Source organism: Natrialba sp. SSL1 (assembly GCF_001861355.1).
GTDB lineage: Archaea > Halobacteriota > Halobacteria > Halobacteriales > Natrialbaceae > Natrialba.
Genome location: NZ_MASN01000017.1, coordinates 85,466 through 110,480, shown reverse-complemented (window position 1 = coordinate 110,480; position 25,015 = coordinate 85,466). Strand labels below are relative to the sequence as shown.

The 25,015-nt window shown below is 62.9% G+C and carries 23 protein-coding genes; 14 read left to right on the top strand and 9 right to left on the bottom strand.

The genetic code is table 11. The features are described 5' to 3' along the window. Positions 1 to 93: 93 nt before the first annotated feature. Positions 94 to 369, top strand: coding sequence for a KEOPS complex subunit Pcc1 (locus BBD46_RS04085; protein ID WP_071400482.1), 276 nt, complete (start codon positions 94 to 96; stop codon positions 367 to 369). A gap of 165 nt (positions 370 to 534) precedes the next feature. Beyond that, on the top strand, positions 535 to 1,017 hold the full coding sequence (locus BBD46_RS04080; protein ID WP_071400481.1) for a DUF2243 domain-containing protein: 483 nt from the start codon (positions 535 to 537) through the stop codon (positions 1,015 to 1,017). A gap of 41 nt (positions 1,018 to 1,058) precedes the next feature. Here BBD46_RS04080 and BBD46_RS04075 read toward each other — a convergent pair whose 3' ends face one another. Then, a complete protein-coding gene (locus tag BBD46_RS04075) occupies positions 1,059 to 2,210 on the bottom strand; it encodes an iron transporter (protein WP_071400480.1) in 1,152 nt (383 codons plus the stop codon). A gap of 112 nt (positions 2,211 to 2,322) precedes the next feature. Between BBD46_RS04075 and BBD46_RS04070 the strand changes: the two genes are divergently transcribed. Beyond that, complete coding sequence (locus tag BBD46_RS04070) at positions 2,323 to 2,724, top strand: prefoldin subunit beta (RefSeq protein ID WP_071400479.1); 402 nt, start codon at positions 2,323 to 2,325, stop codon at positions 2,722 to 2,724. 6 nt (positions 2,725 to 2,730) lie between these two features. Then, complete coding sequence (locus tag BBD46_RS04065) at positions 2,731 to 3,009, top strand: DUF3194 domain-containing protein (protein ID WP_071400478.1); 279 nt, start codon at positions 2,731 to 2,733, stop codon at positions 3,007 to 3,009. Between the two features lie 128 nt (positions 3,010 to 3,137). Here the strand turns inward: BBD46_RS04065 and BBD46_RS04060 are convergent, their stop codons facing one another. From BBD46_RS04060 to BBD46_RS04050, 3 genes are all read right to left on the bottom strand, one after another. Continuing rightward, entirely contained in the window at positions 3,138 to 5,585 is a 2,448-nt protein-coding gene (locus BBD46_RS04060) for an LUD domain-containing protein (RefSeq protein WP_071400477.1), read from the bottom strand. A gap of 1 nt (position 5,586) precedes the next feature. Beyond that, positions 5,587 to 6,105 (bottom strand): LUD domain-containing protein, encoded by a 519-nt coding sequence (locus tag BBD46_RS04055; protein WP_071400476.1) that lies wholly within the window; start codon positions 6,103 to 6,105, stop codon positions 5,587 to 5,589. A gap of 320 nt (positions 6,106 to 6,425) precedes the next feature. Next, entirely contained in the window at positions 6,426 to 6,980 is a 555-nt protein-coding gene (locus BBD46_RS04050) for a GMP synthase subunit A (RefSeq protein ID WP_071400475.1), read from the bottom strand. Positions 6,981 to 7,179: 199 nt separating this feature from the next. On the opposite strand from BBD46_RS04050, the gene BBD46_RS22535 reads away from it, so the two are divergent. Then, positions 7,180 to 7,317, top strand: a complete 138-nt coding sequence (locus BBD46_RS22535) for a hypothetical protein (RefSeq protein ID WP_171908150.1) — start codon at positions 7,180 to 7,182, stop codon at positions 7,315 to 7,317. 278 nt (positions 7,318 to 7,595) lie between these two features. On the opposite strand, the gene BBD46_RS04045 is transcribed toward BBD46_RS22535, so the two are convergent. Continuing rightward, the gene (locus tag BBD46_RS04045; protein ID WP_071400474.1) at positions 7,596 to 8,840 is read right to left on the bottom strand and encodes an RNA-guided endonuclease InsQ/TnpB family protein; all 1,245 of its coding nucleotides are present in this window, start codon (positions 8,838 to 8,840) and stop codon (positions 7,596 to 7,598) included. 218 nt (positions 8,841 to 9,058) lie between these two features. Beyond that, positions 9,059 to 10,276 carry a proteasome-activating nucleotidase Pan1 gene (gene pan1, locus BBD46_RS04040; protein WP_071400473.1) on the bottom strand — a complete coding sequence of 406 codons (1,218 nt, stop codon included), beginning with the start codon at positions 10,274 to 10,276 and terminating at the stop codon, positions 9,059 to 9,061. Between the two features lie 250 nt (positions 10,277 to 10,526). On the opposite strand from pan1, the gene BBD46_RS04035 reads away from it, so the two are divergent. The 3 genes from BBD46_RS04035 (at position 10,527) to rad50 (ending at position 15,145) form a co-directional block, all read left to right on the top strand. Beyond that, positions 10,527 to 10,799: a MarR family transcriptional regulator gene (locus BBD46_RS04035; protein ID WP_006654249.1), complete on the top strand. Its 273-nt coding sequence runs from the start codon at positions 10,527 to 10,529 to the stop codon at positions 10,797 to 10,799. A gap of 195 nt (positions 10,800 to 10,994) precedes the next feature. Then, the gene (gene mre11 / locus BBD46_RS04030; protein WP_071400472.1) at positions 10,995 to 12,416 is read left to right on the top strand and encodes a DNA double-strand break repair protein Mre11; all 1,422 of its coding nucleotides are present in this window, start codon (positions 10,995 to 10,997) and stop codon (positions 12,414 to 12,416) included. After that, positions 12,413 to 15,145: a DNA double-strand break repair ATPase Rad50 gene (gene rad50, locus BBD46_RS04025; protein ID WP_071400471.1), complete on the top strand. Its 2,733-nt coding sequence runs from the start codon at positions 12,413 to 12,415 to the stop codon at positions 15,143 to 15,145. The genes mre11 and rad50 overlap by 4 nt, the downstream gene beginning before the upstream one ends. Before the next feature lie 100 nt (positions 15,146 to 15,245). On the opposite strand, the gene BBD46_RS04020 is transcribed toward rad50, so the two are convergent. From BBD46_RS04020 to BBD46_RS22530, 3 genes are all read right to left on the bottom strand, one after another. Further along, positions 15,246 to 15,836 (bottom strand): DUF7346 family protein, encoded by a 591-nt coding sequence (locus tag BBD46_RS04020; RefSeq protein ID WP_071400470.1) that lies wholly within the window; start codon positions 15,834 to 15,836, stop codon positions 15,246 to 15,248. 63 nt (positions 15,837 to 15,899) lie between these two features. After that, positions 15,900 to 16,700, bottom strand: coding sequence for a DUF7322 domain-containing protein (locus tag BBD46_RS04015; protein ID WP_071400469.1), 801 nt, complete (start codon positions 16,698 to 16,700; stop codon positions 15,900 to 15,902). A 196-nt stretch (positions 16,701 to 16,896) separates the two neighbouring features. Next, the gene (locus BBD46_RS22530) at positions 16,897 to 17,058 is read right to left on the bottom strand and encodes a DUF7331 family protein (protein ID WP_171908149.1); all 162 of its coding nucleotides are present in this window, start codon (positions 17,056 to 17,058) and stop codon (positions 16,897 to 16,899) included. 168 nt (positions 17,059 to 17,226) lie between these two features. On the opposite strand from BBD46_RS22530, the gene BBD46_RS04010 reads away from it, so the two are divergent. From BBD46_RS04010 to BBD46_RS03985, 6 genes are all read left to right on the top strand, one after another. After that, the gene (locus tag BBD46_RS04010; protein ID WP_071400468.1) at positions 17,227 to 19,950 is read left to right on the top strand and encodes a DNA-directed DNA polymerase; all 2,724 of its coding nucleotides are present in this window, start codon (positions 17,227 to 17,229) and stop codon (positions 19,948 to 19,950) included. Between the two features lie 245 nt (positions 19,951 to 20,195). Then, positions 20,196 to 21,104, top strand: a complete 909-nt coding sequence (locus BBD46_RS04005) for an ABC transporter ATP-binding protein (protein ID WP_071400467.1) — start codon at positions 20,196 to 20,198, stop codon at positions 21,102 to 21,104. 61 nt (positions 21,105 to 21,165) lie between these two features. Beyond that, complete coding sequence (gene sufB, locus BBD46_RS04000) at positions 21,166 to 22,596, top strand: Fe-S cluster assembly protein SufB (RefSeq protein WP_071400466.1); 1,431 nt, start codon at positions 21,166 to 21,168, stop codon at positions 22,594 to 22,596. 1 nt (position 22,597) lies between these two features. Next, positions 22,598 to 23,824, top strand: coding sequence for a Fe-S cluster assembly protein SufD (gene sufD, locus BBD46_RS03995; RefSeq protein ID WP_071400465.1), 1,227 nt, complete (start codon positions 22,598 to 22,600; stop codon positions 23,822 to 23,824). Positions 23,825 to 23,999: 175 nt separating this feature from the next. Next, positions 24,000 to 24,494: a hypothetical protein gene (locus tag BBD46_RS03990; RefSeq protein ID WP_004215426.1), complete on the top strand. Its 495-nt coding sequence runs from the start codon at positions 24,000 to 24,002 to the stop codon at positions 24,492 to 24,494. Between the two features lie 70 nt (positions 24,495 to 24,564). Beyond that, positions 24,565 to 25,008: a metal-dependent transcriptional regulator gene (locus BBD46_RS03985; protein WP_071400464.1), complete on the top strand. Its 444-nt coding sequence runs from the start codon at positions 24,565 to 24,567 to the stop codon at positions 25,006 to 25,008. The last annotated feature ends 7 nt before the right edge of the window (positions 25,009 to 25,015 follow it).

The following is a 25,015-nucleotide window of genomic DNA, read 5'->3' as shown; positions in this document are numbered from 1 at the left end:
TTTCACTTCTGTGCCAGCGTCTCGCCGCCAGCGTCTCGCCGTTCGAGACCGTGGCGCGACTGTTCCACCACTACCGCAAACACAGACAGCTGTATGGACACCCACGAAACCACACTCGAGTTCGAGTACGACCAGCCGTCGCGAGCGCGGATCGTTGCCGAAAGCGTTGCCCGCGAGATCGGTGAAATCGACGACGAACGCTCGCAGACGACGATCGAGCATGAGGGAGCGGTCGTCATAGTTCGGATCGAGGCGGCCGACGTGATCGCGCTTCGCGCGGCGGTGAACACCTGGCTCTCGCTACTCGGAGTTGCAGAGCAGACGGCGGCGATCGGTGCGGCCGCTGTCGAGGGCTATCGTAGCCACTGAAAGTCAGTGCACACCTGCTCGCCAGACTGAACGGCGATCAGTGTGTAATAGTTGCAGTTAGCACTATATAACGGCCGATCCGCTTGGCGATGTCCGGTGGGTCGACGTTCGCCATTCGTTGTTCAGGGTCCAGTGTTTTACCGGCGGTCGTCGATCAGTAGCAGTATGAGCACCGACACCGATCGCGGCCAGCAGGTACTGCTTTCGGGTGCCACGATCGGGTTCGGGTTTGGAGCTGTCGTCGACGTCGTAATCTTTCACCTCGTGTTTCAGACGCATCACCTGTTTTCCGGCTTCTACGACCCCTACAGCTACGACGGCCTGCGGACGAACGTCATGTTCGACGGGCTGTTCCTGGCCGCGATGCTCGGTGTGATGGCGCTCGGGTTCGCCTTCTTCTGGCGAACCGTCAACGGCGTCGACCAGCGGTTCTCGGCCAGGTGCTTCCTCGGATCGATCATCGTCGGCATGGGCGTTTTCAACGTCCTCGACGGTGTTTTCAGCCACTACGTGCTCGATCTGCACAACGTCGTCCACGGCACCGAAGCGTGGAACCTCCCCTGGCTCGTCGTCAGCGTCGTCCTGCTCGCTGTCGGGCTGCTCATCCTCCGGAGCGCGGGCGGGTACCGCGCTCCGTCCGGGCACTGACTGTGTTCACAACCAGTCACTGATTGTGTTCGCAACCGTTCTCACAACTCCGGGAGCGACGCCGGCAGCACCACGCGCTCCGCCCCAAACGCCGTCTCGTACCCCTCGTGAAGTGCCACCTGCGGCGGCACGTCGAGGGTGACCGCGAGTTCGTCTGCGGACTCGAGTACCCCCGCCTCAAACTCTGCCCTGTAGTGGTGTCCGCGGTCGGGATCGATTGCTTCGTACGCCTCCGCAGTGTGCTGTCCGTCGCCGTCAGAAACCGACTCGACGCTGAGGCCGGCGAACGGGACGGGGTACCGGTTGTATCGTGTTCGCACGCCGATCGTGAGTTGCGTGTCCGCGGCTGCCGCCGAATCACCCTGCGCCCCATCTGAGCCGTCGACACGACCGAGCGTCACGACGATGTCGTCGCCAGTTGCTGAGTGGGCGACTGCAGACGAAGTCGGTGACACGGGCTCCGGTGCGTGCCCCATGGACTCGAGTGCCCCGCGTTCGCCGCGGCCCTCGCCGTCGTCGAGGAGGGTGCGCTCGAGTGCGTCGATGGCCGTAGGGTCGTACTCGAACTCGATCGTGGTCGTCACCGGCTGGTCGAGTCGGTCCGCGAACTCGTCCGCGAGGTATGCTGTCGGCGGGTCGACGCGGACTGTGGCTTCGTACGTGCCCTCGCCGGGGAGTGAGACGTTGTCGCCGTAGTGAACGCCCATCCGCTGGGAGAGCATCGGCCAGAGGGTTCGCTGGTCGACCGTGTCAGCGGCGGTGTTGGCGGTGTCTGTGGCGTCGGAACTGTCCGTGCCGTCGCCGCTGTCGGCGTGCTCGATTCGCGTCGTCACCGCCGTCGGCACTGCCACCCCCGACTCGGCGTCTCGCACCGCTGCCATCAGGTGTAGCGTATGGTGTGACCGAAGGTCCGCTCGGGCACGCTCCGTACCCGCGACGGTCCAGAACGAGTGCGGGCGCATCGCCGAGAGTGTGATGTCGAGTCCCGACTCGGTTTTGGAGCCGTACTCGAGCATGGCGTCGATTTTCGGTGGGACGTAGATGCCCGCCGGCGGGTCGACGACCAGTTCGCGCCAGGCATCCTCGCGGCGGAGCGTCTCGAAATCGAGACAGCCGCCGGTGAGCACGGTCGGGAGTACCGAGAGCGTCCCGACGATCGTTCCACCCGCGGCGAGCGCGTCACGCCGTCGCATTGGCGGGTTCTCACCGCGGAACCCGGTAGTTCTGCAGGCTGCACCAGCAACCCACACACCGCGGCCGAACGCAAAGCTTGGCTTTATCAGTGCGGAGGGCGACGGTCGAGACATGCAAGGAAATCTGCCGCCGGAAGCACAGGAGAAAATCGAACAGCTTCAGGACCTTCAGGAGACCGCACAGCAGGTCGCCGTCCAGAAACAGGAGACCGAGTCGAGCCTCACCGAGGCCCAGACGGCCCAGAAGGAACTCGAGGACATCGACGAGGAGACGACCATGTACCGACAGGTCGGCGACCTTCTTGTCGAGACCGACTACGACACGGCCGAGGACGACCTCGACGAGCAGGTCGACTCGCTCGAAATCCGCCTCGAGACCCTCGAGAAGCAAGAAGAGCGCGTCCAGGACCAGTTCGAGGGACTGCAGGAGGAACTCGAGGAACTGCTCGGTGGCGCAGGTGGCGGCATGGGCGGTCCGGCCGGCCCAGGCGGCCCAGGTGCCGGCGGCGCGTAATCGGCGATGTCGACCAGCGACTCGACCGACGAGCGGGCGGATGAGCCAACTGACGAGGAGGTCGTCCAGACGGCCGCCGAGGCCGCCGAGGGACTGATCTTCTCGCGATACAAGCAGTCCGTCGTGCGTGATATGGACGTCATGGTGTCGTTCGAGGACGGCGTCCTCGAGGTCGACGTTTATCTCAACGCACCGGAGCAGGACGACGGCACGGACCCGGACGAGGTCGCCGACGAAGCCGCGCGAACGGCTCGCGAGGCGGTCGACGACCTGTTCGGCGAGTAACTCCAGCGCTCGTTTTCTCCGCACCCACACGCTCTCCCATCAGTGCCGACAGTAGCCAGTAGTGAGTGAGCAGTGACACCGCCAGCCGAAGAGTAGCGAGGGGTGGGGTCCCAGTCCAACCGAATCTACTAGCCGTGGTCCGGCGCGATCACTTCCACCGGGTGCGGCACCGTTCGATCCAGCAGCGTCTCGAGTTGGTCGCCACACGATGTCCCCGACGCGACGACCAGGTCAGTGCTGGCTTGCTCGATTTCTGACGCCAGTCGGTCGCCGACGTCCATGCTGACCTCGTAGTACTCGCGCTTGTAGCCGAAGGAGCCAGCCATGCCACAGCACTCGACCGTCGAGGTCCGCGGTGCGTAGCCACAGCGTTCGAGGACCGCGACCGTCGGTGCCTCGAGATTGAGCGTGCGTTGCTGGCAGTGAGAGTGGTAGGCGATCGGATGGCCGTTGTCCCTGTTCCCGTTCTCGTTCCCCCTCTCGTTCCCGTTCCCGACCCCGATTCTCTCTCCGTCACCACCAGCCGTCGACAGTGCCGCCGGGTCCGCACCGTTTTCGAATAGCCCGAAGATGAACTCGCAAATCTCGTAGCTGTTGTCCCGCAGTCGTTCGAACGACCGCTCGGGGAGGAACCGCTCGTATTCGCGCTGGAACGCCGCGAGGTCGGAGGGTTCGATGACGACGACATCGCGGCCGGCGTCCAGGTCCTCGGCGAGGGCGGCGTAAACCTTGCTCGCCTGCGCATCTGCCGTGGCGACCATCCCCTGCGAGAGCGGTGCGCGGCCGCTCTCAGGCAGGTCGGGAACCGAGACGGGAACGCCGAGGGCTTCGAGCGTCCGCACGGCCGCCTTCCCGCGGTCGGTGTCGACGTAATTGGTGTAGACGTCGGGGTAGAGGACGACCTCGCGGTCGAGCGCGTCTGTGGGTTCGTCGTGCGTCTCTTTACGACCGGCCGCTGCCCGTCGTTTCGACTCGCCTTCACCACCGCGGGCGTCGAACCAGTCGACCAGCGACTGCCGTTCGAACGAGGGCAACGCTCGGCGCTGGTCGATGCCGAGCGTCCGCTCGAGCAGTGCGCGTACCGGTGCCGTCTCGCCGAGCCAGTTCGAGACCGGTGCCGTCGCGCTACCGAGCTTTGCGGCAGTGGCGATGTTACCGAAAAAGCGTTTGCCGAGATCGAGTCCGCCGGATTCCTCGTCGGGTGTGAGTCCGTCGACGAGGAAGTCGTAGGCCTCGGGCTCCGCATCGCGGTTGACGCGGTCCCTGACGACGGTGTTGATCCACGGAATGTCGATCTTCACCGGGCAGGCGTCGACGCAGCGCGTACAGCCGGTACAGAGGTCGTTGAACTCGGCGGCCGAGTCCTGGCCGTGGACGCCGGCCTCCCAACCCGTCGCGATGCCGCCGGAGTAGGTCTCGCCGCCGAAGCCGTGGCCGCCGACGGCCTGAAAGTTCGCACACGAGTTCGAACACGCGCCACAGCGGATACAGTACAGCGTCTCCCGAAGCTGGTCGTCCGCGCGCATCTCGGTGCGGCCGTTGTCGAGCAACACGAGGTGGAACTCGCGGTCAGTGGAGCCGTTTGTCTCGGCGTCCGTGTTCGCACCGATCGGTTCGTCCGGCTCGTCGAAGGTGAGCGTCGGCGACTCCGTCGGCGGCGAGAGCATCGTCACGTACTGGGAAATTTCCTGTCCCGTCGCGCTCTTCGCGATCAGGTCGACGAACGGCTCGAGGTCCCGAATCGATGGGATGAGCTTCTCGACGCCGGCGATGGCAACGTGCGTGTCTGGCGTGACGGCGCACTTGCGGGCGTTGCCCTCGTTCGTGACGAGCGTGATCGTCCCGCTCTCGGCGACGACGAAGTTCGCACCAGTGATTCCCACGTCGGCTTCGCGGATGCGCTCACCGAGGTGGTCGCGAGCGAACCGAGTGAGTTCTTCTGCGGTCTCGAACTCCTCGTCGGGGTCGAACTGTTCCGTGAAGAGTTCGGCAATCTCCTCACGCGTCAGGTGCATCGCCGGGCCGACGATGTGCGAGGGCGTGTCGTCTGCAACCTGGAGGACCCACTCACCGAGGTCCGTTTCAGTGACCTCGATCCCCTCGGACTCGAGTGCGTCGTTGAGGTCGAGTTCCTCGGTGGTCATAGACTTGGACTTGACGACGGATGGGCGGCCGCTGGCGCTCTCGGCTGCGGTGCTGGTCGCGGCCCGATCGTCGACGATGTCGGCCACGTAGGCGTTCGCGTCGGCCGCGTTCTCCGCGACGTAGACCGTTCCGCCGTTGGCCTCGACCGCCTCGCGAACGGTCTCGATGAGCTCCGGAAGGCGGTCGATGGCGTCCTCCTTGATCGCGCGCGCCTCCGATCGAAGCGCGTCGAGATTCTCGGTTTCGTCGAACACCTCGTGACGCTGGAGGTTGGAGACGCTCGTGTGGGCGTGGATCGCGTCGCCCTCCGTCTCGAGTAGCTGTCGAAGATGGGCGGCGGTCTCGGCGCGCGAGTTGGATGGTGTATGGCTGGCGGTACTCCCACCCCCTCCGCTTTCCGTCTGACCGGGTGCGTGGCTTCGTTCGGCCATCTTACCGGTCCTCCAGCACGACGACGGTCACTTCGCCGGGGCCGTGGACGCCGTGAACGAGGTCGCCCATGTCGGCAGTCGCGCTCCGACCCGTGGCGAAGACGATGCTGTCGCCGCCTGCGTCGAACTGATCCGCGAGGCGGTCGAACCCGCCCGCGAGGTCGGGGACGACGTCGCTCGCCGCGACGACGGCGATGTGGTGTTCCGGATAGACGCTGATCGGCTCGTCGCCAGCCGCTCGGGACTCGAGTGCAACGGTGCCGTACTCCGCAATCGCGAACGTCGCCGGCGTGATCCCGGTCTGTGCGTCGGCAAGAGCGGCGGCCGTTGGCTCGGTCGTGACGGATTCCGGAAGGGAGACGCTCTCGAACGGGAGGTCGACCCCGATAGCCGGCTCCGTGAGCAGCGCCGCGAGTCGCTCGCTCGCGTCGGCCGCGGACACACGCTCCAGACTGACCTCGAGTTCCTCGAGTGCGTGTTCCAACTGGCCGACAGCGTCTGTGTCGGTGTCGGTTGACATTAGCACTCACATTCGGGCGCGCGCCCAATAGCGTGGCGGTCGTGCCAATCGAAGGGACGAACGTTGGATCGGGTTCAACAACTTCACCGGTCGTACGATGTGTCGAACGGCACAATGGGGGACCAATTGCAGAGTGTATAGAGCCGAGAATCAGCGTCGATGGGGCCACAGAGTGGAATCACTCGAGACGGGCGCGGGTGAGACAGTGCCGACTCGAGTGCAGCGCCAGAGTGCGGCCGCAGAATGCGGCGGCAGAGTATGATGACAGGGTGTGGTGGCAGAGTGCGGTGACAGAGAACGCCAACGCAGTGCAGTCCGGTTCAGTTTGCTTCGCAGATATCCCGAAAGTTCTCGAAGACGACATCGCCCTCCTCGGTGTGGGCGACCTCGGGGTGCCACTGGACGCCGTAGAGGTCGCGGTCGGTGTCGCTCATGGCTTCGATCCCGCAGACCTCACTCGTCGCGGTTCGCTCGAAGCCGTCGGGGAGCTCGACGACTTCGTCGGCGTGGCTTGCCCAAACGCGCGTTTCGGGGTGGAGACTACCGGTGAGGGGGTCGTCTTCGTCGGTCAGTTCGACCGTCACGTCCGCGTAGCCACCGTACTCGCCGCCCTCGACGCGGCCGCCGAGTTCCTCGGCGATGAGTTGCATGCCGAGACAGATCCCGAGAACGGGAACGTCAGCCTTGAGGTACGCTGGGGACTGCCCGATCCGGTCCATGTCGGGGCCACCTGAGAGGACGACGCCGTCTGCGTTGATTTCCTCGGGCGGCGTGTCGTTGTCGATCAACTCGGCCTCCACGCCGAGGTCGCGAAGCGCCCGGTGTTCTAAGTGCGTGAACTGTCCGTGGTTGTCCACCACGACGATTTTCGTCATTGACGGTGTCTAGCCAACGAACCGGTAAAAACTGACCGGAAGCGATTCTGGGTGGGCCGCTCGTCGTTCACCCCGTTGCCCGCCATCCGTCGCTGCTCTCGCCCGACGCGCGTCTCCAGTATCGCACGGTACAGAACTCCAGTCTCGCCCGACACTCGTCTCCGGTACGTTTATACTCTCATCACCGAACGGTAGGAATATGGCAGTCGATCTCTCCGAGTTCAATCATCCGTCCTGGCTCACTGCGGTCGGTACCGGCATCGGCTATCTGCTGATCCTCGCGGTGTTGACCGTAGCCTTGTTCATCGTGCCGTGGCTCATCTTCGCCGCACTGTAATCGCCACACTACGTTCTCCCGCTTCAGTTCTTTCGAGTCGGCATCCGTTTTCGCAACGCTACAGCGTTCTCTCACGCACAGACTCCTGTCGCGAGAGCGATGGGCTCGAGTCGGATTACTCGAGTAACGCCACGCAGTGTAAACTACCCCACCCTACTCCTTCGGCGCATACGCGCCTCAGTCCTTGAGGGTAGCGTGGGACCGAAGGTCCCACGGACCATGCGAACGGGCGCGTAGCGCCCGTGCGCAGATGGGGCTTTGATGTGGACTCCCGGCAATCAGTCACCAGCAATAGGCTGGTAACTCTCGCCGTTCAACATCCCACCATTCACACGCACGTCTACTGGTGCGTCTCCGCTCCCCGACGTGGGCGAGGAACGGAGTCTGTGTTTCCGCTTCCGGGCGTAGCGTAGCCCGATATTCTTCGCTGCATTGTAGTCTGCGTTCACCTCGTAGCCACACTTCTGGCACTCGAAGTGTTCTCCGTGGCGGTTGTCCTCATGCGTGAACCCACAGTCCGTCCGAGAACAGCGTTGGGACGTGTGGTTCGGCGCGACTTGCTCCACGGAGACGCCCTGTTCGGGAGCTTTGTACCCGACGTACTCGGCAAGGCGTCGAAACGCCCAGATGTGGTGCCACTTCGCCTGCGGAAGCCGCTTGCGGATGTCCGTTAGGTCCTCGAACACGATCACGTCGCATCTGTTCTCGACGGCTTCCGAAACGATCTCGTTGGCGATCGTGTGGATGTACTGTTTCCGCCATGCTTCTTCGCGCTTGCCAAGGCGAAGCAGGGCGTTGTGCGCGGCTTGCGTGCCGCGCTGTTGCATCTCACCACGCCGCTTCTCGAACTCGCGGCACCAATGATCGTAATCGTTCCCCTGCCAGAACGTGCCGGTTGAAGCTACTGCGAGGCTGTTGACGCCGAGGTCGATACCGAGGACTGTTTGGTGCTCAGTATCTTCCGAAACCTCGTCATCGTCCGAATCGTACTTCCGCGTCGTGATGTGGAAGTAGAACTCGTCGGTCGCCTTGTCGTATTGGAGTGTGCTTGCTCGGAACTCGTAGTCCTCCGAGAGAACGTACTGCTCGTATGGCGTCGGGCTGTCCGCGGGGAGTTCAAACTCGCACTCAATGCGCCCGTTGACGGTCGAGAGGGATACGCGGTCGCGGTAGAACGTTGCGCTTCGCTTGTCGTAGACCATGCTCCACGAAGTGAACTCCGGTTGGGTCACGCGCTTGCCCTGTTTCCACCGTTCGACGCACCCTTTCGTCGCTTGGACGGCACGTCGGATGGCCTCTTGAACGAGGTTCGCGGTGAGGTCAGTTTCCTCCCGCAGCTCCGCGTAGAGTGCGTCCCGTGCGGTCGTGTTCGCCGTAACGCAGTTCGCGTAGGAGCGGTCGTCCCAACAGAACTCGGCAGCACGGTTCGCGCAGTGAAGGAACTGTCGCGCGGATTCGTGGAGGTCGTCGCGCCGCTCATCGGGAACGACAAGTTTGACCGGCGCAGTTCGACGCACCTCCATATTTCAGATTACTACTTAACGGTTCTTATAATCTCGGGAGTCGGGTAGCTACCGTCGTGCGGTTGCGTCGTCCTTAGTCGGTTTCCTCTCCGACCTACTCGCTCGCTACACTCGCTCCTTGAGGTCGGAGGCTCCACCTCGAATTATGCTGAAAATAGCCGAACGTCGATCGCATCGAACCGAATGACTGGGACGACCGACCGAACGAGAGACGCCGATCAGGCGAACGTCTTCGAGACCTCGTCGGTCTCGTCGGATTCGGCCTGCACTTTCTCCCACGCGCCGAGGAAGTCTTCCATCTGGATCTCGGTGCGCTCGTCGCGGATGGCGAACATCCCGGCTTCGGTACAGATCGCCTTGACGTCAGCACCGGAGGCCTCCTCGGCCTCGGCGGCCAGTTCGGCGAAGTCGACATCGTCGGCAACGTTCATGCCGCGGGTGTGGATCTCGAAGATGATCTCGCGACCCTCCTGGTTCGGCTTTGGAACCTCGATGAGACGGTCGAACCGGCCCGGGCGGAGGATGGCGCGGTCGAGCATGTCGAAGCGGTTGGTGGCGGCGATAATGCGGATCTCGCCGCGGTCTTCGAAGCCGTCCATCTCGCTCAGGAGTTGCATCATCGTCCGCTGGACCTCGGCGTCGCCGGAGGTCTTCGACTCCGTCCGCTTGGCCGCGATAGCGTCGATTTCGTCGATGAAGATGACGGCTGGTTCGTGCTCGCGGGCGACCTTGAACAAGTCACGGACCAGTTTCGCACCCTCGCCGATGAACTTGTGGACCAGTTCGGAGCCGGCCATCTTGATGAAGGTGGCGTTGGTCTGGTTGGCGACGGCCTTCGCGAGCATCGTCTTCCCCGTGCCCGGCGGACCGTACAGCAGAACCCCACTCGGCGGGTCGATGCCGACATCGTCGAACATCTCCGGCTTCTCGAGTGGCATCTCGACGGTCTCGCGAACTTCCTGCATCTGCTCTTCGAGGCCGCCGATATCCTCGTAGCTGACCTCGGGACTCTCGGTGACTTCCATCACGCGGGCCCGGACGTCCGTCTCGCTAGAGAGCGTCTTGACGATAGAGAGGGAGTTGTTGACGGCAACCCGGGCGTCAGGTTCGATCTCCTCGCGCATCTCGTCGGTGACTTCGGTCAGCGCTTCCTGGTTGTTCCCGTGCTGTTTGATGATGACGCCCTCGTCGGTCATCTCCTGGACGGTGGCGACGAACAGCGGGGACTGCTTTAGCTTCTTGTTCTCGTGCGTGAGCCGCTCGAGCTTCTGCTGGTACTTGTTGTTCTCGGCGTTCGCATCGAGGAGCTTGTCTCGCATCTCCTCGTTTTGCGACTCGAGGATCTCCAGCTTGTCCTCGAGCGCCTGAATTTTCTCCTGTTGGGACGCCTCGTCCTCGTCATATGGGAGGTCGACGTCGTCCACAGTGTCAGTCATCACCCGACCTTTGGGTGTTGGCTCATAAGAGGCTTCGGGTCAACCACCCAGCCTGCAACCGCCGGAACCGACAGATTCACCCGTCTACACCCGACTCGACGCGATTCGACTGACGTCTAAATCAGCCGCTCGATACTCGATAGTCCGTTCTGACAGACTGTCACGAAACCCGTAACGTACTGTGATATAACTACTAAGCATTATACGAAACAGAAAATATTATCACCTCGTATTTACTAAGGGGTATACGATGAGCGCGTCAGAAACGTTTCGACAGGAGTCCGAACAGGAACGAGGTAGTTGGGATGACGTCCGAGAGCTCCCACCAAGCGCGAAGCTAGTCGCGAAGGTACTCGAGTACAACGATACGATGACGCAGCAACAGATTGCAGACGAGACGTTGCTGCCGGCGCGGACGGTTCGGTACGCGCTGAACCGCCTCGACGAGGAGAACGTCGTCGACTCGCGGTTTTCGTTCTCGGACGCTCGTAAGCGCCTCTACAGTCTCGATATCGACGCCTAGGTTCGCGGGTTCGGCTTCACACTCGACAGCGATCGTGCGGAAAATCGGGCACGGGAATTGGGGCGTCGACTCTCTCGCTGCGATGACGTTATAGAGGAGTTACATCTGCGGACGGTCACTGCGGATCTCTCAACGGAGACTACTTTCACTCCGGTCGCGGAACCACTTTAGGGCCGCCTGTCTAACGACGGGACAATGACACGGGTGATACACACGGGCGACACCCACCTCGGGTACCAGCAGTACAACTCGCCCGCCCGCCGACGAGACTTCCTCGAGGCGTTTCGCAACGTCGCCGAGGACGCGGTTTCAGCGGACGTCGACGCCGTCATCCACGCCGGCGACCTCTTTCACGATCGCCGGCCCGGACTGGTCGACCTCCAGGGAACCATCGACGTCCTCCGAACGCTCGCAGACGCTAACATCCCCTTCCTCGCCGTCGTCGGCAACCACGAGGGCAAACGCGACGCCCAGTGGCTCGACCTCTTCGCCGACATCGGCCTCGCAACGCGACTCGGTCCCGATCCCGAGGTCGTCGGTGACGTCGCCTTCTACGGACAGGACTTCGTCCCCCGCTCGCGACGCGAGGGACTCGAGTACGAGTTCGAACAAGTCCCCGACGCCGCGAGTCACGCGGCGCTGGTGAGCCACGGCCTGTTCGAGCCGTTCGCCCACGCCGACTGGGATACGGAACGCATGCTCGAGGAGGCCACGGTCGAGTTCGACGCCGTCCTCCTCGGAGACAACCACAAGCCGGATACCGCCGAGGTGTGCGACACCTGGGTAACGTACTGTGGGTCGACCGAGCGCGCGAGCGCGAGCGAACGCGAGGCGCGAGGCTACAATCTGGTTGCGTTCGAGTCCGCGGCCGACGATAGTGAGGCCGCGAGCGAGGAAGCCAGCGGTGATGGGGTCGCCATCACCCGCCGCTCGCTCACCGACACCCGCGACTTCGTCTTCGTCGACGTCGAACTCGAGGAAGGGGAGGGAATCGACCGCGTTCAGGAGCGCGTCCGCCAGCACGACGTCGAGGACGCCGTCGTCATCGTCACCGTCGAGGGCGAGGGCCGTCCGGTCACCCCCGCCGCCGTCGAGGAACTCGCACTCGACCGCGGTGCCCTCGTCGCCCGGATGAACGACCGGCGCGACATCCCCGACGAGGCCGAAGAAGTCTCGGTAAGCTTCGCCGACCCGGACGCGGCGGTCCGGGACCGAATCCGCGACCTCGGACTCAGCGACGCCGCGCGCAGTATCGACGAGACGGTCCGTAACGACGAGCTGCCGGATTCGAACGTCCGGGAGTCGGTCGAGCGCCGCGTCCGGGACCTCCTCGAGGACGACCGGTCTGCGTTCGAGCCGGCACCGGAGCGCGCGCCGGCGGACGAGGATGTGACGACGGTTGCGGATCAGCTCTCGGCGGCCGCTGGCTCGGGTACCGAAGACACCGAAGACACCGAAACGTCAGCAGCTGCCACAGCCGACAATGAGCCCCCGACAGATTCGCAGGGTGACACAGCCGAGGGTAACACAGCCGAGCGTGACACAACGGGAGAGGCGGAGTCCGAGACGGAACCGGGCCGGGACGCCGACCACGCCTCACTGGGTGATTTCGCATGAGAGTCGACCGCGTCCGCATGCTGAACTTCAAGTGCTACGGCGACGCCGACCTCACCTTAGAGCGCGGCGTCACCGTCGTCCACGGCGTCAACGGCAGCGGGAAATCGACGCTGCTCGAGGCCGTCTTCTTCGCCCTCTACGGCTCGAAGGCGCTCGACGACCGCACGCTCGACGACGTGATCACGACCGGCGAGGACGAATCGGAGGTCGAACTCTGGTTCACCCACGACAATCGCGACTACCACATCGAACGCCACCTCAAACTGCGCGGCGACCGCGCAACGACGACCAAGTGCGTCCTCGAAACACCAGAGGACGCCATCGAAGGCGCACGCGACGTGCGCAAGACGGTTACCGAACTCCTGCGGATGGACGCCGAGGCGTTCGTCAACTGCGCCTACGTCCGCCAAGGCGAGGTCAACAAGCTCATCCACGCCTCGCCGGGCGAGCGCCAGGACATGATCGACGACCTGCTCCAGCTGGGTGCACTCGAGGAGTACCGCGAGCGCGCGAGCCATGCACGACTCGGGGTCAAGTCCGTCCTCGACGGCCAGCGGGAGGTCCTCGATGACGTCCGCTCGCAGGTCGAACAGAAAGAGGAGCAGGATCTCCACGAGACGCTGAACGCACTCGAGTCCGACCGCGACGAGCTCACCGAACAGATCGACCACTACGAGGCCCAACGAGACCAGGCCGTAGAGACGCTCGAAACGGCCCAGGAGGTACTCGAGCGCCACGAGGAGACCCGCGAGGAGATCGAGACGCTCGACGAGGAAATTGACGACCTCCAGTCGAAGATCTCCGAGACCGAGCGCGACCGCGAGGATGCCAAAGACGAGATTCGCGAGCGGAAAGCAAAGCGCGAGGAACTCGCCGACGAACGCGACGAACTGCTCGCAGATATCGAGCGCGAGGTCGACCCCGCCGCGGAGGACGGAGCCGAGACGAGCGTCGAGTATCACATCGACGACCTCGAAGAACGAGACGAGGAACTCCAGGACGACCTCGCAGACGTTCGCGTTTCGATCCAGACGAAAACGGAGACCACCGACCGGCTCCGAGAGGAGGCCGACGACCTCGAAACACGGGCCGACGAGGCGCGCACGGACGCCGACGAAATCGAGGCCGAACTCGAGACGACCGAGTCAGAAATCGGCGACCGCGAGGAGAAGCTCTCGGAGCTCGAAGACGAGATCGACGAGCTTCGAGGGCGGTTCGCTGACGGAGACAAAGACCAAGACGAAGACACAGCGGACGACCTGACCGTCGCGTTCGGCGAGGCCGAAACACGGCTCGCGGCACTCGAGTCCGACCGCGAGGACGTCGTCGCCGAGCGCAACGATCTCACCGCCGATCTCAGAACCGTCGAAAACACCATCGAGGAAGGCGAAGCGTTGCTCGAGGAAGGCAAGTGCCCCGAATGTGGCCAGTCTGTCGAGGACTCACCACATGTCGACGTCCTCGCCGAAAAACGCGAGGAAGCCGAGGAACTCGAGGCCGAGCGAGAGACACTCGCAGCCGAGATCGAGACGATCGACGACCGAATCGAGCAAGTCGAGGACCTGCGGGAGGCCGAACGCCGCGTCGAACGGCTCGCGGACAACCGTGACAACGTCGAGCAACTCCTCAGTCAGAAGCGCGAGACGATCGCCGACCGGCGCGAACAGTGTGGCGACCTGCGCGAGGAAGCCGACGAACTCGAGTCCGAAGCCGAATCGAAACGGGAGAAGGCGACGGAACTCGAGTCCGAAGTTGAGGAGGTACGCGTCGAACTCGGCCAGATCAACGGCGAGCGCAGCGCGATCAAGGAGACGTTGCAGGCGCTTCGACGAGTCCGCGAAATCGCCGACGAGCGTGCTGAACTTGACCGGCAGATCGAGACCCGCCGCGAGCGCCGCACCGACTGGCAGGAGATGAACGAGGAGCGCCGCGAGACGCTGTCGGCAAAGCGCGATCGTAAACGCGAACTCGAGGAGGAATTCGACGACTCCCGCGTCGAGGCTGCCCGCGAGGACCGCCAGAACGCTGACACCTACATCGAGCAGGTCGAGGAGAAACTCGACGAACTCGAGGAACAGCGCGACGACGTGCAGGGGAAAATCGGCGGCGTCGAGGAGAAACTCGACGAACTCGAGCGCCTGCGCGAGCGGCTCGACGCAGTCGAGGAGAAGTGCGAGACACTCGAGTCGCTGTACGACGAGGCCGAGACGCTGCAGACGACCTACGGTGAGTTGCGCTCGGACCTGCGCCAGCAGAACGTCGAGACCCTGGAGCGACTGTTGAACGAGACGTTCGAACTGGTCTACCAGAACGACTCCTACGCGGCGATCGATCTGGACGGCGACTACCAGCTGACGGTGTACCAGAAGGACGGCGAGAGCCTCGATCCCGAGCAGCTATCCGGTGGTGAGCGAGCCCTGTTCAATCTCAGTCTGCGGTGTGCGATCTACCGGCTGCTCGCGGAGGGCGTCGACGGTGCCGCGCCGATGCCGCCGCTGATCCTCGACGAGCCGACGGTGTTTCTCGACTCCGGCCACGTCACCCAACTCGTCTCGCTGGTCGAGTCGATGCGCGATCTGGGTGTCGAGCAGATCGTCGTCGTCAGCCACGATCAGGAACTCGTCGGCGCGGCGGACTCGCTGGTTCGTGTCGAAAAGGACGCGACCTCGAACCGCTCTCGGCTCGAGCGCGGTGAGCCGCCGGAGGCGGCGCTGCTGGCGTCCGAGTAGGAGCCGCGGACGGTCTTCAAAACAGCTCGCCGATTCGCCCGTCGTCGGGTTTCTGTTCGGGGGTGACGGTGCTGGTATTTTGCCACCCCAGCGATCACAATCAGTTCGACTCGAGTGTCCCCGTCGGTCCGGAGGCTGACGTAGTGGCCGAAGCGGAGGTAGAACCCGCAGAGGATGAGGAACTCGAGTCCGGGCGCTCGTCCGTATTTGTATTTGTGTCAGTATTAGTATCTGTATCAGGATCAGAAGCCGCAGCCGACTCGTCCAGATCGAACCGGATCGTCTCGAGTGCGGCGTCGCAGGTGTCGGTGAGTCGGTAGCCGCGCTCGCCGCCGATGTCGGTTTCGGTGAGCAGATCGGCACCGGTGAGGATGGTCAGTCGGCCGTGGAGGTCGCTCTCACAGAGCGTCGTTCTGTCGAGGATTGTGCGGATGTCGAGTGGACCCTCGTCTGCGAGGCTGATAAGCAGACTGAGGGTGGCTTCGTCGTGGACGGTCGTAAGCAGTGTCCGAACGGGACTGCTGACCGCCTGTGCGACCGGATCGAGTTCGTCGGCGGCGTCGACGGCGTTGAGTCGGTCGTTCTGGACGTAGCATTCGTCGCCGGTCTGTGGGTCACGAACGAGGCTCGCGTGCTCGGAGCGCTTGAGAAGCAGGTATCGTTTCCCAGTGTCGTCTTGGACGGTTGTCATAGTCGGTCAGAGTCGTCCGGTATCGGTCCTTCGGCGTCAGCCCCTGAAGTACTTTTGCCGGCGTCAGTATTGCCGGTCGGTGTCGGTGTCGTCGTCTGATCCGCTGTGTTCGGCCTCGGTACTGGACTCTCCGTCGGTTCGGGCCGAAACGTCGTCGTCGCGTTCGGCGGTATTGGCGGTATCGATGCGCTCGTCTTCGTCGGCACCCGCTCGGTCATCCTTCGTTCCGTCATCTTCCGCTCGGTCATCCGCCATCACATCATCTTCTGCTCCGTCATCCGAACCGTCCGCCTCGTCTACGTCTTCAACGGAAAATTCGTCAGTTCGGTTCTGAAACGACCAGTATCGGTAGTACGCAAATCCAAACAGAACGATGCCACCGACGACCAGCGCACTAGCCGTCTGTGAGACGCCCTCGAAGAACATGAACATGAGCCCGAGTGCGACGGCGAGTATGGCGGCGTTGAGAACGATCACGATCCCCCAAAACGCCTTCAGGAGTTCGGTCGGCACGTCCGACTCTGCCGTGGAGACCTCCGGGACGGACACCGAGCCAGCGCCACTCTCAGACTCGTGTTCGGATCTGACATCCTCCATGAACGTCGACCCCGCATCCTCAGTCTCCACTCGCGGGATCGTCAACGAGTCGGTACTCGAGTCCCGGTACGATTCTTCGGGGTCCCACTCGCCGGGTGCTGTCTCGTCGTCAGTGGTAGTAGAAGTAGACTCGGACTGCGTCTTTGAATCTGAATCGGACGGAGAGACGGACCCGTGCCCGGGGCCCTGGTCAGTATCAGTGGCCGACGCACCGACGGATTCGCGGTCGCCGTCCGCGTCGTCGGTACCGGTCCGATCAGTCGTCACAGGTGAGCAGAGCGCAACCAGACGCAAAAGGATTCGCGTTTCGGGTGCGGGTTTCGGGTACAGGTTTCAGGTGCAGGTTTTGGGTGTGGGTTTCGGGCGCGAACGCTGCAGGACAACGTGCCGAGAGAGTGAAAGGTAGCAGTGTAGTCCGGACAAAGAGTGCACAGTGGTGTCGCGAGAGTACGCCGGTCGTCGCTCAGACAACGTCTTTGAGGACCAGTGTCTGAGTGGTTTCGACCCACGCGAGCGGGTTCTGGGCGTCATAGAAGACGACGCCGTCGTCCGTCTCGTAGGACTCGATCGTGGGGGCATCTACAGACTCACTACGATCCGTCGCGTCGTCAGGAGTGGTGGACATATCGTTCACCTGTTCATATGTTATGTGTTACCACATTAAATGTCTTTTTGCTCCTGCAATATCAGATCGGGAGACGGAATCGAGAGAGCCCGGCTCACAGCGATGGCGTCTCCGATTCCCGGAGCGGATTGCAGGGGTTTTTATTCACCGGCTACAAAGCCCGATACCATGACTGAGGCGGGCCAAACCGGACTCACGGAGTTTTCAGACGAGTCCGCACAGCGGCCGGACGAAGAGGCTGTCGCCGTCGCGGGCAACGGCGGGACAACCACGGCCGAGGTGATCGACGTCGTCGAGGAAACGCTGCCGGAACCCGAGGGTGAGGCGGTCGACATCGCTGTGATGCAAGTCGACTACACCGTCGCTGGCTACGGCGACGAGGAACGACCGATCATGCACGTCTTTGGGCGTACGCCGGAGAACGAACTCGAGCACGTGCAGGTCGTCGGTTTTCGACCGTACTTCTACGCACCGACGGAGACACTCGAGCGCCCGCCCGAAGAGCAGTACGACCGGCTCACTGGCAGCGAGACGGAAGACGAGAACGGCGAGCCCTACGAGAGTATTCGCGGCGAGAAGTTGACGAAAATCTTCGGGCAGACGCCGCGGGACGTAGGCCAGATCCGTGACGATTTCGAACACTACGAGGCCGACATCCTGTTCCCGAATCGGTTTCTCATCGACAAAGACGTTCAGAGCGGTATTCGCGTCCCCCAGCGCCGCGCCGAGGACGGCTCGCTCGTCGTCCCCCACACCGAAGTGGAGGCCGTCGATGTCGACGCCGACCCGCGCGTCCTGACGTTCGACATCGAGGTCGAGGACCGCCACGGCTTCCCGGAGGACGGCGAGGAGCCGATCGTCTGTCTGACGAGCCACGACTCCTACCGCGACGAGTACATCATGTGGGTCTGTGCGGCCGACGAGGGCGACGGCGAGATTCCCGACGAAATAACCGATTACGAACCGATCGAGGGCGAGATCGACCACGAGATTCGCGCCTTCGACGCGGAGGAAGCGATGCTCGAGGCGTTCATCGAGTACGTCCGTGAAACCGACGCAGACGTCATGACGGGGTGGAATTTTGAGGATTTCGACGCGCCGTATTTCCTCGACCGACTCGAGGAGCTTCAGGGCCCACACCACGACTATGACCTCGAGATCGACCAGCTCTCCCGGGTCGACGAAGTCTGGCGCAGCGGCTGGGGCGGTCCGGATATCAAGGGACGGGTCGTCTTTGACCTGCTCTATGGCTACCAGCGGATGGTCTTCTCGGAACTCGACTCCTATCGGTTGGACGCCGTCGGCGAGTCCGAACTCGGTGTCGGCAAGGAGCGCTACGCCGGCGACATCGGCGACCTCTGGGAGGACGACCCCTACCAGCTACTGGCGTACAACCTCCGGGACGTGGAACTCTGTGTGGAACTCGATCGCCAGCAGTCGATCATCCCGTTCTGGGACGAGGTGCGCTCGTTCGTCGGCTGCAAGCTAGAGGACGCTCCCACGCCCGGGGACGCAGTGGACATGTACGTTCTCCACCAGGCCTACGGCGAGTTCGCGCTCCCCTCGAAGGGCCAGCAGGAGGCCGGCGAGGAGTACGAGGGCGGGGCCGTCTTCGAGCCGATTACGGGCGTCAAGGAGAACGTCACCGTGCTCGACCTGAAGTCGCTGTACCCGATGTGTATGACGACGATCAACGCGTCGCCGGAGACGAGGGTCGACCCCGACTCCTACGACGGGGAGACCTACGAGGCACCCACGGGGACGCACTTCCGGAAGGAACCCGACGGCGTCAACCGGACGATGATTACCGAACTCCTCGCCGAGCGCGAGGAGAAGAAGGCACTGCGAAACGAGCACGAACCCGGCACGCCCGAGTACGAGCAGTACGACCGCCAGCAGGGTGCAGTGAAGGTGATCATGAACTCCCTGTACGGCGTCTCGGGCTGGGAACAGTTCCGCCTCTACGACAAGGAGGCAGCATCCGCAATCACCGCCACTGGCCGTGAAGTGATCGAGTTCACCGAGACCGCTGCGAACGAACTGGACTACACAGTGGCCTACGGCGACACGGACTCCGTCATGCTCGAACTCGGCCCCGACGTGCCGAAGGAGGACGCACTCGAGCAGTCCTTCGAAATTGAGGAGTACATCAACGACCGGTACGACGACTTCGCGCGCGAGGACCTGAACGCCGAGGAACACCGGTTCCAGATCGAGTTCGAGAAACTCTACCGGCGCTTCTTCCAGGCAGGCAAGAAGAAACGCTACGCCGGCCACATCACCTGGAAGGAGGGCAAGGACGTCGACACCATCGACATCGTCGGCTTCGAGTACCAGCGCTCGGACATCGCGCCGATCACCAAGGAGGTCCAGCACAAGGTCATCGAGATGATCGTCAAAGAGGGTGACGTCGAGGGCGCAAAGGAGTACGTCAACGGCGTCATCGAGGACGTCCAGGAGGGCGACATTTCACTCGAGGAGATCGCCATTCCGGGCGGCATCGGCAAGCGACTCGACAACTACGACACCGATACGGCACAAGTACGTGGCGCGAAGTACGCGAACCGGCTGCTCGGCACCAACTTCCAGCGTGGCAGCAAGCCAAAGCGGCTTTACCTCGACCGCGTCGGCCCCTCGTTCTTCGAGCGACTCGAGGCGGAGGAGGGACTCGACGCCCGCACGGATCCGATCTACGGCGCGTTCAAGCGCGACCCGGACGTGATCTGTTTCGAGTATGACGATCAGATCCCCGAGGAGTTCGAGGTCGACTACGACACGATGTTAGAGAAGACGTTGAAGGGACCGATCGAGCGGATTCTCGAGGCACTTGGCGTTTCCTGGGAAGAGGTCAAAAGCGGGCAGGAGCAGACCGGGCTAAGCAATTTCATGTGAACAGCCTTCTGCTACCAGCCACCATCCCTTTCTGCCTCGGTCCCCGTTCTAGAGACAGAGTCAACACACGTTCTACCTGTGTTTTGGAGGCCGTGAGAACGGGACTTGTGTGTGGTCACGGGCAGAATCGCCCTGAACGCAGAGTTCCGATTCCGAAAAATTATCTTTCGTGTTTGAAACCGAATAGGGCCAGAATACGAAACCGTTATCAGTCAGACGACCCACGATTCAGACGACAGAATACTATGGCACGCCTCGAACTATCCAACCTGCACGCAGAAGTAGCAGATGGCGACGAGAAGATCCTCGAGGGCGTCAACCTCGAGGTTAAGTCGGGCGAAATTCACGCCCTGATGGGACCGAACGGCTCCGGGAAGTCGACGACCGCGAAGGTCATCGCCGGCCACCCGGCCTACGAGGTTACCGAGGGTGAGGTCCTGCTCCACGTAGAGGAGGGTGAGTTCGGTGACGAGATCGAGATCGACGACGACCAGCGCAGCTGGAACATCCTCGATCTCGAACCGAACGAGCGCGCTGCGCTCGGCATTTTCCTCGGCTTCCAGTACCCAGCCGAGATCGAGGGCGTCACGATGACGAACTTCCTCCGCACGGCACTCAACGCCAAGATCGACGAGCGCGAAGAGCTCTTCGAGGACGAGGACGCCGAGGAGGACGACGAGGAGGACGAAGGCTTCGAGACCTCGCCGATGGAAGGCCCAGCGGACGAGGGCGAAGTCGGCGTCGCCGAGTTCCAGCAGATCCTCCAGGAGAAGATGGAGGAACTCGACATGGACGAGCGCTTCGCACAGCGCTACCTCAACGCCGGTTTCTCCGGCGGTGAGAAGAAGCAGAACGAGGTCCTTCAGGCCGCAATTCTCGAGCCATCGATCGCCGTCCTCGACGAGATCGACTCCGGGCTCGACATCGACCGTCTCCAGGACGTCTCGAACGGGATCAACTCGCTTCGCGACGAGCAGGGAACCGGTATTCTCCAGATCACCCACTACCAGCGCATCCTCGACTACGTCGAGCCGGACCACGTCCACGTCATGCTCGACGGTCAGATCGCAAAGAGCGGCGACGCCTCGCTCGCGGAGGAGCTCGAGGACAAGGGGTACGACTGGGTTCGCGAAGAGGTCTACGGCACCGCGTAACCGGATTCAGCTAGAACAACCGTAATAACGCCAGAGCCGTAAACACGACTACATACAAATCATGAGTTCCGAACAAGATCACCTCAAAGAAACCGACACCGAGGCGCGCTTCGAGTTCAAGAAGGAGCAAAACGCCGCCGTCAAGTCCGACAAGGGCCTGACCGAGGAGGTCATCCGCATGATCTCCGAGGACAAGGATGAGCCCGACTGGATGCTCGAGCGGCGTCTGCGCGCGCTCAAGCAGTACCAGAACATGCCGATGCCGACGGACTGGCCCGGGCAGCCGGATCTGACCGAGCTGGACGTCGAGGAAATCGTCCCCTACATCCGCCCGGACGTCGACAAGCGCGAAGGCGTCGACGACTGGACGGAGCTGCCAGACGAGATCAAGGACACCTTCGACAAGCTGGGTATTCCAGAGGCCGAGAAGAACGCCCTCTCGGGCGTCGGTGCCCAGTACGAGTCAGAGGTCGTCTATCAGAACATGCAGGAGCAGTGGGAAGAGAAGGGTGTCATCTTCATGAACATGGACCGCGCGGTCCAGGAACACCCTGAGCTCGTCAAAGAGCACTTCATGACGACCTGCGTCCCGGCGAGCGACAACAAGTTCGCTGCACTCCACGGTGCCGTCTGGTCCGGCGGCTCGTTCGTCTACGTCCCAGAGGGCGTCACCGTCGAGATGCCGGTGCAGGCGTACTTCCGCATGAACTCCGAGGGGATGGGCCAGTTCGAGCACACGCTCATCATCGCCGAGGAGGGCTCGGAAGTCCACTACATCGAGGGCTGTTCCGCACCGAAGTACGGCGCTCACAACCTCCACAGCGGCGGCGTGGAAGTCTTCGTCGAGGAAGACGCTCACGTCCAGTACTCGACCGTCCAGAACTGGTCGAAGAACACGTTCAACCTGAACACCAAGCGCGCCATCGTCGAGGAGAACGGGACGATGGAGTGGATTTCGGGCAGCATGGGCTCGAAGGCCACCATGCTCTACCCGTGCTCGATCCTCAAGGGTCGCGGCGCGACGGACACCCACATCACCATCGCCTTCGCGGGCGAGGGTCAGGACATCGACACCGGCGCGAAGGTCTACCACAACGCGCCCGAGACGTCCTCTACCATCGAGTCCAAGTCGATTTCCAAGGACGGGGGTCGCACCAACTACCGTGGCCTCGTCCACATCGCAGACGGTGCCGAGAATTCGAGCACCGCCGTCGAGTGTGACGCGCTGATGTTCGACAACGAGTCCACCTCGGACACCATGCCGTACATGGAAATCGAGGAGTCGAAGGTCGACGTTGCCCACGAGGCGACCGTCGGCAAGATCGGCGACGAGGACATCTTCTACCTCCAGAGCCGCGGTCTGGACGACGACGACGCCAAGAAGATGATCGTCGCCGGCTTCATCGAGCCGATCACGGAAGAACTGCCGATCGAGTACGCGGTCGAACTCAACCGCCTCATCGAACTCGAGATGGAGGGAAGCCTCGGATAATATGAGCGCAGCAACGCACACAGAAGTACACGCCAATCTGACGAACGAACAGGTACGCCAGATCTCCGACGAGCTGGACGAGCCCGAGTGGCTGCTCGAGACCCGTCTCGACGCGCTCGACGCGCTCTCCGAACTCGACATGCCGGACGTCATCCGGACGCCGGGTCGCGACTGGACGAACCTCCACGAACTCGACTACGAGTCGCTCGTGGATCCGCTGAACGCGGCGGAGAACAAGGACCAGGTCGGCCCGGACGAAGCCGAGGTCCTCGCCTGGAGCGAGGCCGTCGACGAGCACGAGGAGCTCTTGAAGGAGCACTTCGGCAGCGTCGTCGACCCCCAGGAGAACTACCTGACGGCGCTCTCGACGGCGCTGTTTAGCACCGGAACGGTCATCTACGTCCCAGAGGGCGTCGACGCCGAGGGCGTGACGATCCGAACTGAGCAGAACTCCCGCTCGCTGTTCAACTATACGCTCGTCGTCACCGAGGAATCGAGTTCGGTGACGATCCTCGAACGCCAGTCGACCGGCGAAGAGCAAGACGAGCAGTACTACAGCGGCATCGTCGAGATCGTCGCCGGCGAAAACAGCAACGTCCAGTACGGCAGCCTCCAGAATCTCTCGGAGGAGGCCTACAACTTCACGCTCAAGCGTGGCGACGCCGATACGTACGCGACGATCGACTGGATCGAGGCCAACCTCGGTACGCAGTTGACGAAGTCCGGCGTCGAGACCGAACTCAACGGCGACGGCTCCGAGAGCCAGATCGTCGGCGCGTTCTACGGCCACAACGACCAGCACTTCGACATCGATGCGCGAGTCTGGCACCGCGCCGAGCACACGACGGCAGACCTCGTCACTCGCGGCGTCACCGACGACGTCGCCCGCTCGGTCTACGAGGGCGTCCAGGACGTCGGCCGCGGCGCGTGGGACACCAGCTCCTACCAGCGTGAGAACACGCTCATGCTGTCCGACGAGTCCGAGGCCGACGCCTCGCCGAAGCTGATCATCAACAACCACGACACCGAGGCCTCTCACAGCGCCACGGTGGGTCAGATCGACCAGGAAGACCTCCTGTACATGACCTCGCGCGGCGTCCAGCCGCGTGACGCGCGCAACATGCTCGTCGAAGGCTTCTTCGTGCCGGTACTCGAGGAGATCGCCGTCGACGAACTGCGCGACGACTTAGAAGAGCTGATCGCAGCGCGGCTCCGCAAGCGCGACTAACGACTGCGGGCGACGGTTCGGTTTTTCGCTCGTACTGTCTCTGTATTTGTACGGGCTGTCTCTCGTGTCACCAGCAACCAGTGCCAGCGGTGGCAGTAGCGGGTTGTTCGGGGAAGAAAGGAGAAGGTAGAGAGGAGTAGGGACGATTAAGTAGCCGCGGCTCTGACGCCGTAGCATGAGCCTGGGACAGCGTGTCTCGACTGACCGTCAGCTCACGCGACTCCTCCAGATCGGGGTCGTGCTAGAGGAGGTCGTCGAGTCGCGTGCCGCCCACCACCTCGAGACGCTCCCGCCGGAAGAGCGGGATGCCGTCGACGAGGAGGTACGTGCGTTACTCGTCGATGCCGCCGAGGAGTCAGCCGACCACCGTGACCGCCTCGAGGACCTGATCGCAGACCTCGATGCGGAGACGGTCCCCTACGAGGAGATCAACGCGCTGGTCGACGCCCAGTACGGACCGCCGGAGGACACGGATGGCGTGCTCTACGACCAGCTCGCAAACGAGGAGACGGCCTACAAGTTCTACGACGATCTGATCGAGGCGATCGAGGCCTCGGACAGCGAGTTCGCCGTCGATCGCGAACGGCTCCTCGAGACGCTCAGAACACTTCGCGAGGAGGAAAAGGAAGGTGCCGAGGAGGTAACCGAAATCATGGAGCGCAGAGCATGAGCGGGGTACGGACGGCCGCAGCCGGCAGTACCGGTGAGCAGACCGACACCAGCGGTGACGGAGGGACGCAATGAACACGGCAGACCAATATCTCAAGGCGATCTATCTCGCACAGCGAATCGAAGAGGGCCCCGCCTCGACCGGCACACTCGCGGACCTGCTTGAGGTCAGTCCGGCGAGCGTCAACGAAATGATCGGCAAACTCGAGGATCAGGGCCTCGTCGAACACGAGAAGTACAAGGGCGCGACGCTCACCGACGAGGGACTCGAGCGCGCCCACGACGCGCTCCAGACCTACTGCATCATCGAACGGTTTCTTACCAACGTCCTCGAGGTCGAGGAGTTCCGCGACGAGGCACGCGCCCTAGAGAGCGTCATCGACGATACGGTCGCCGACCGTCTCGATACGATCATCGACCGGCCGGGCGAGTGTCCGGACTGTTTCGATCCCGAACTGGATCACTGCGAGCGACTCGAGAGTCCGGGTGCCGGAACCGGGACGCAGTGTGACTGAGGGTCGA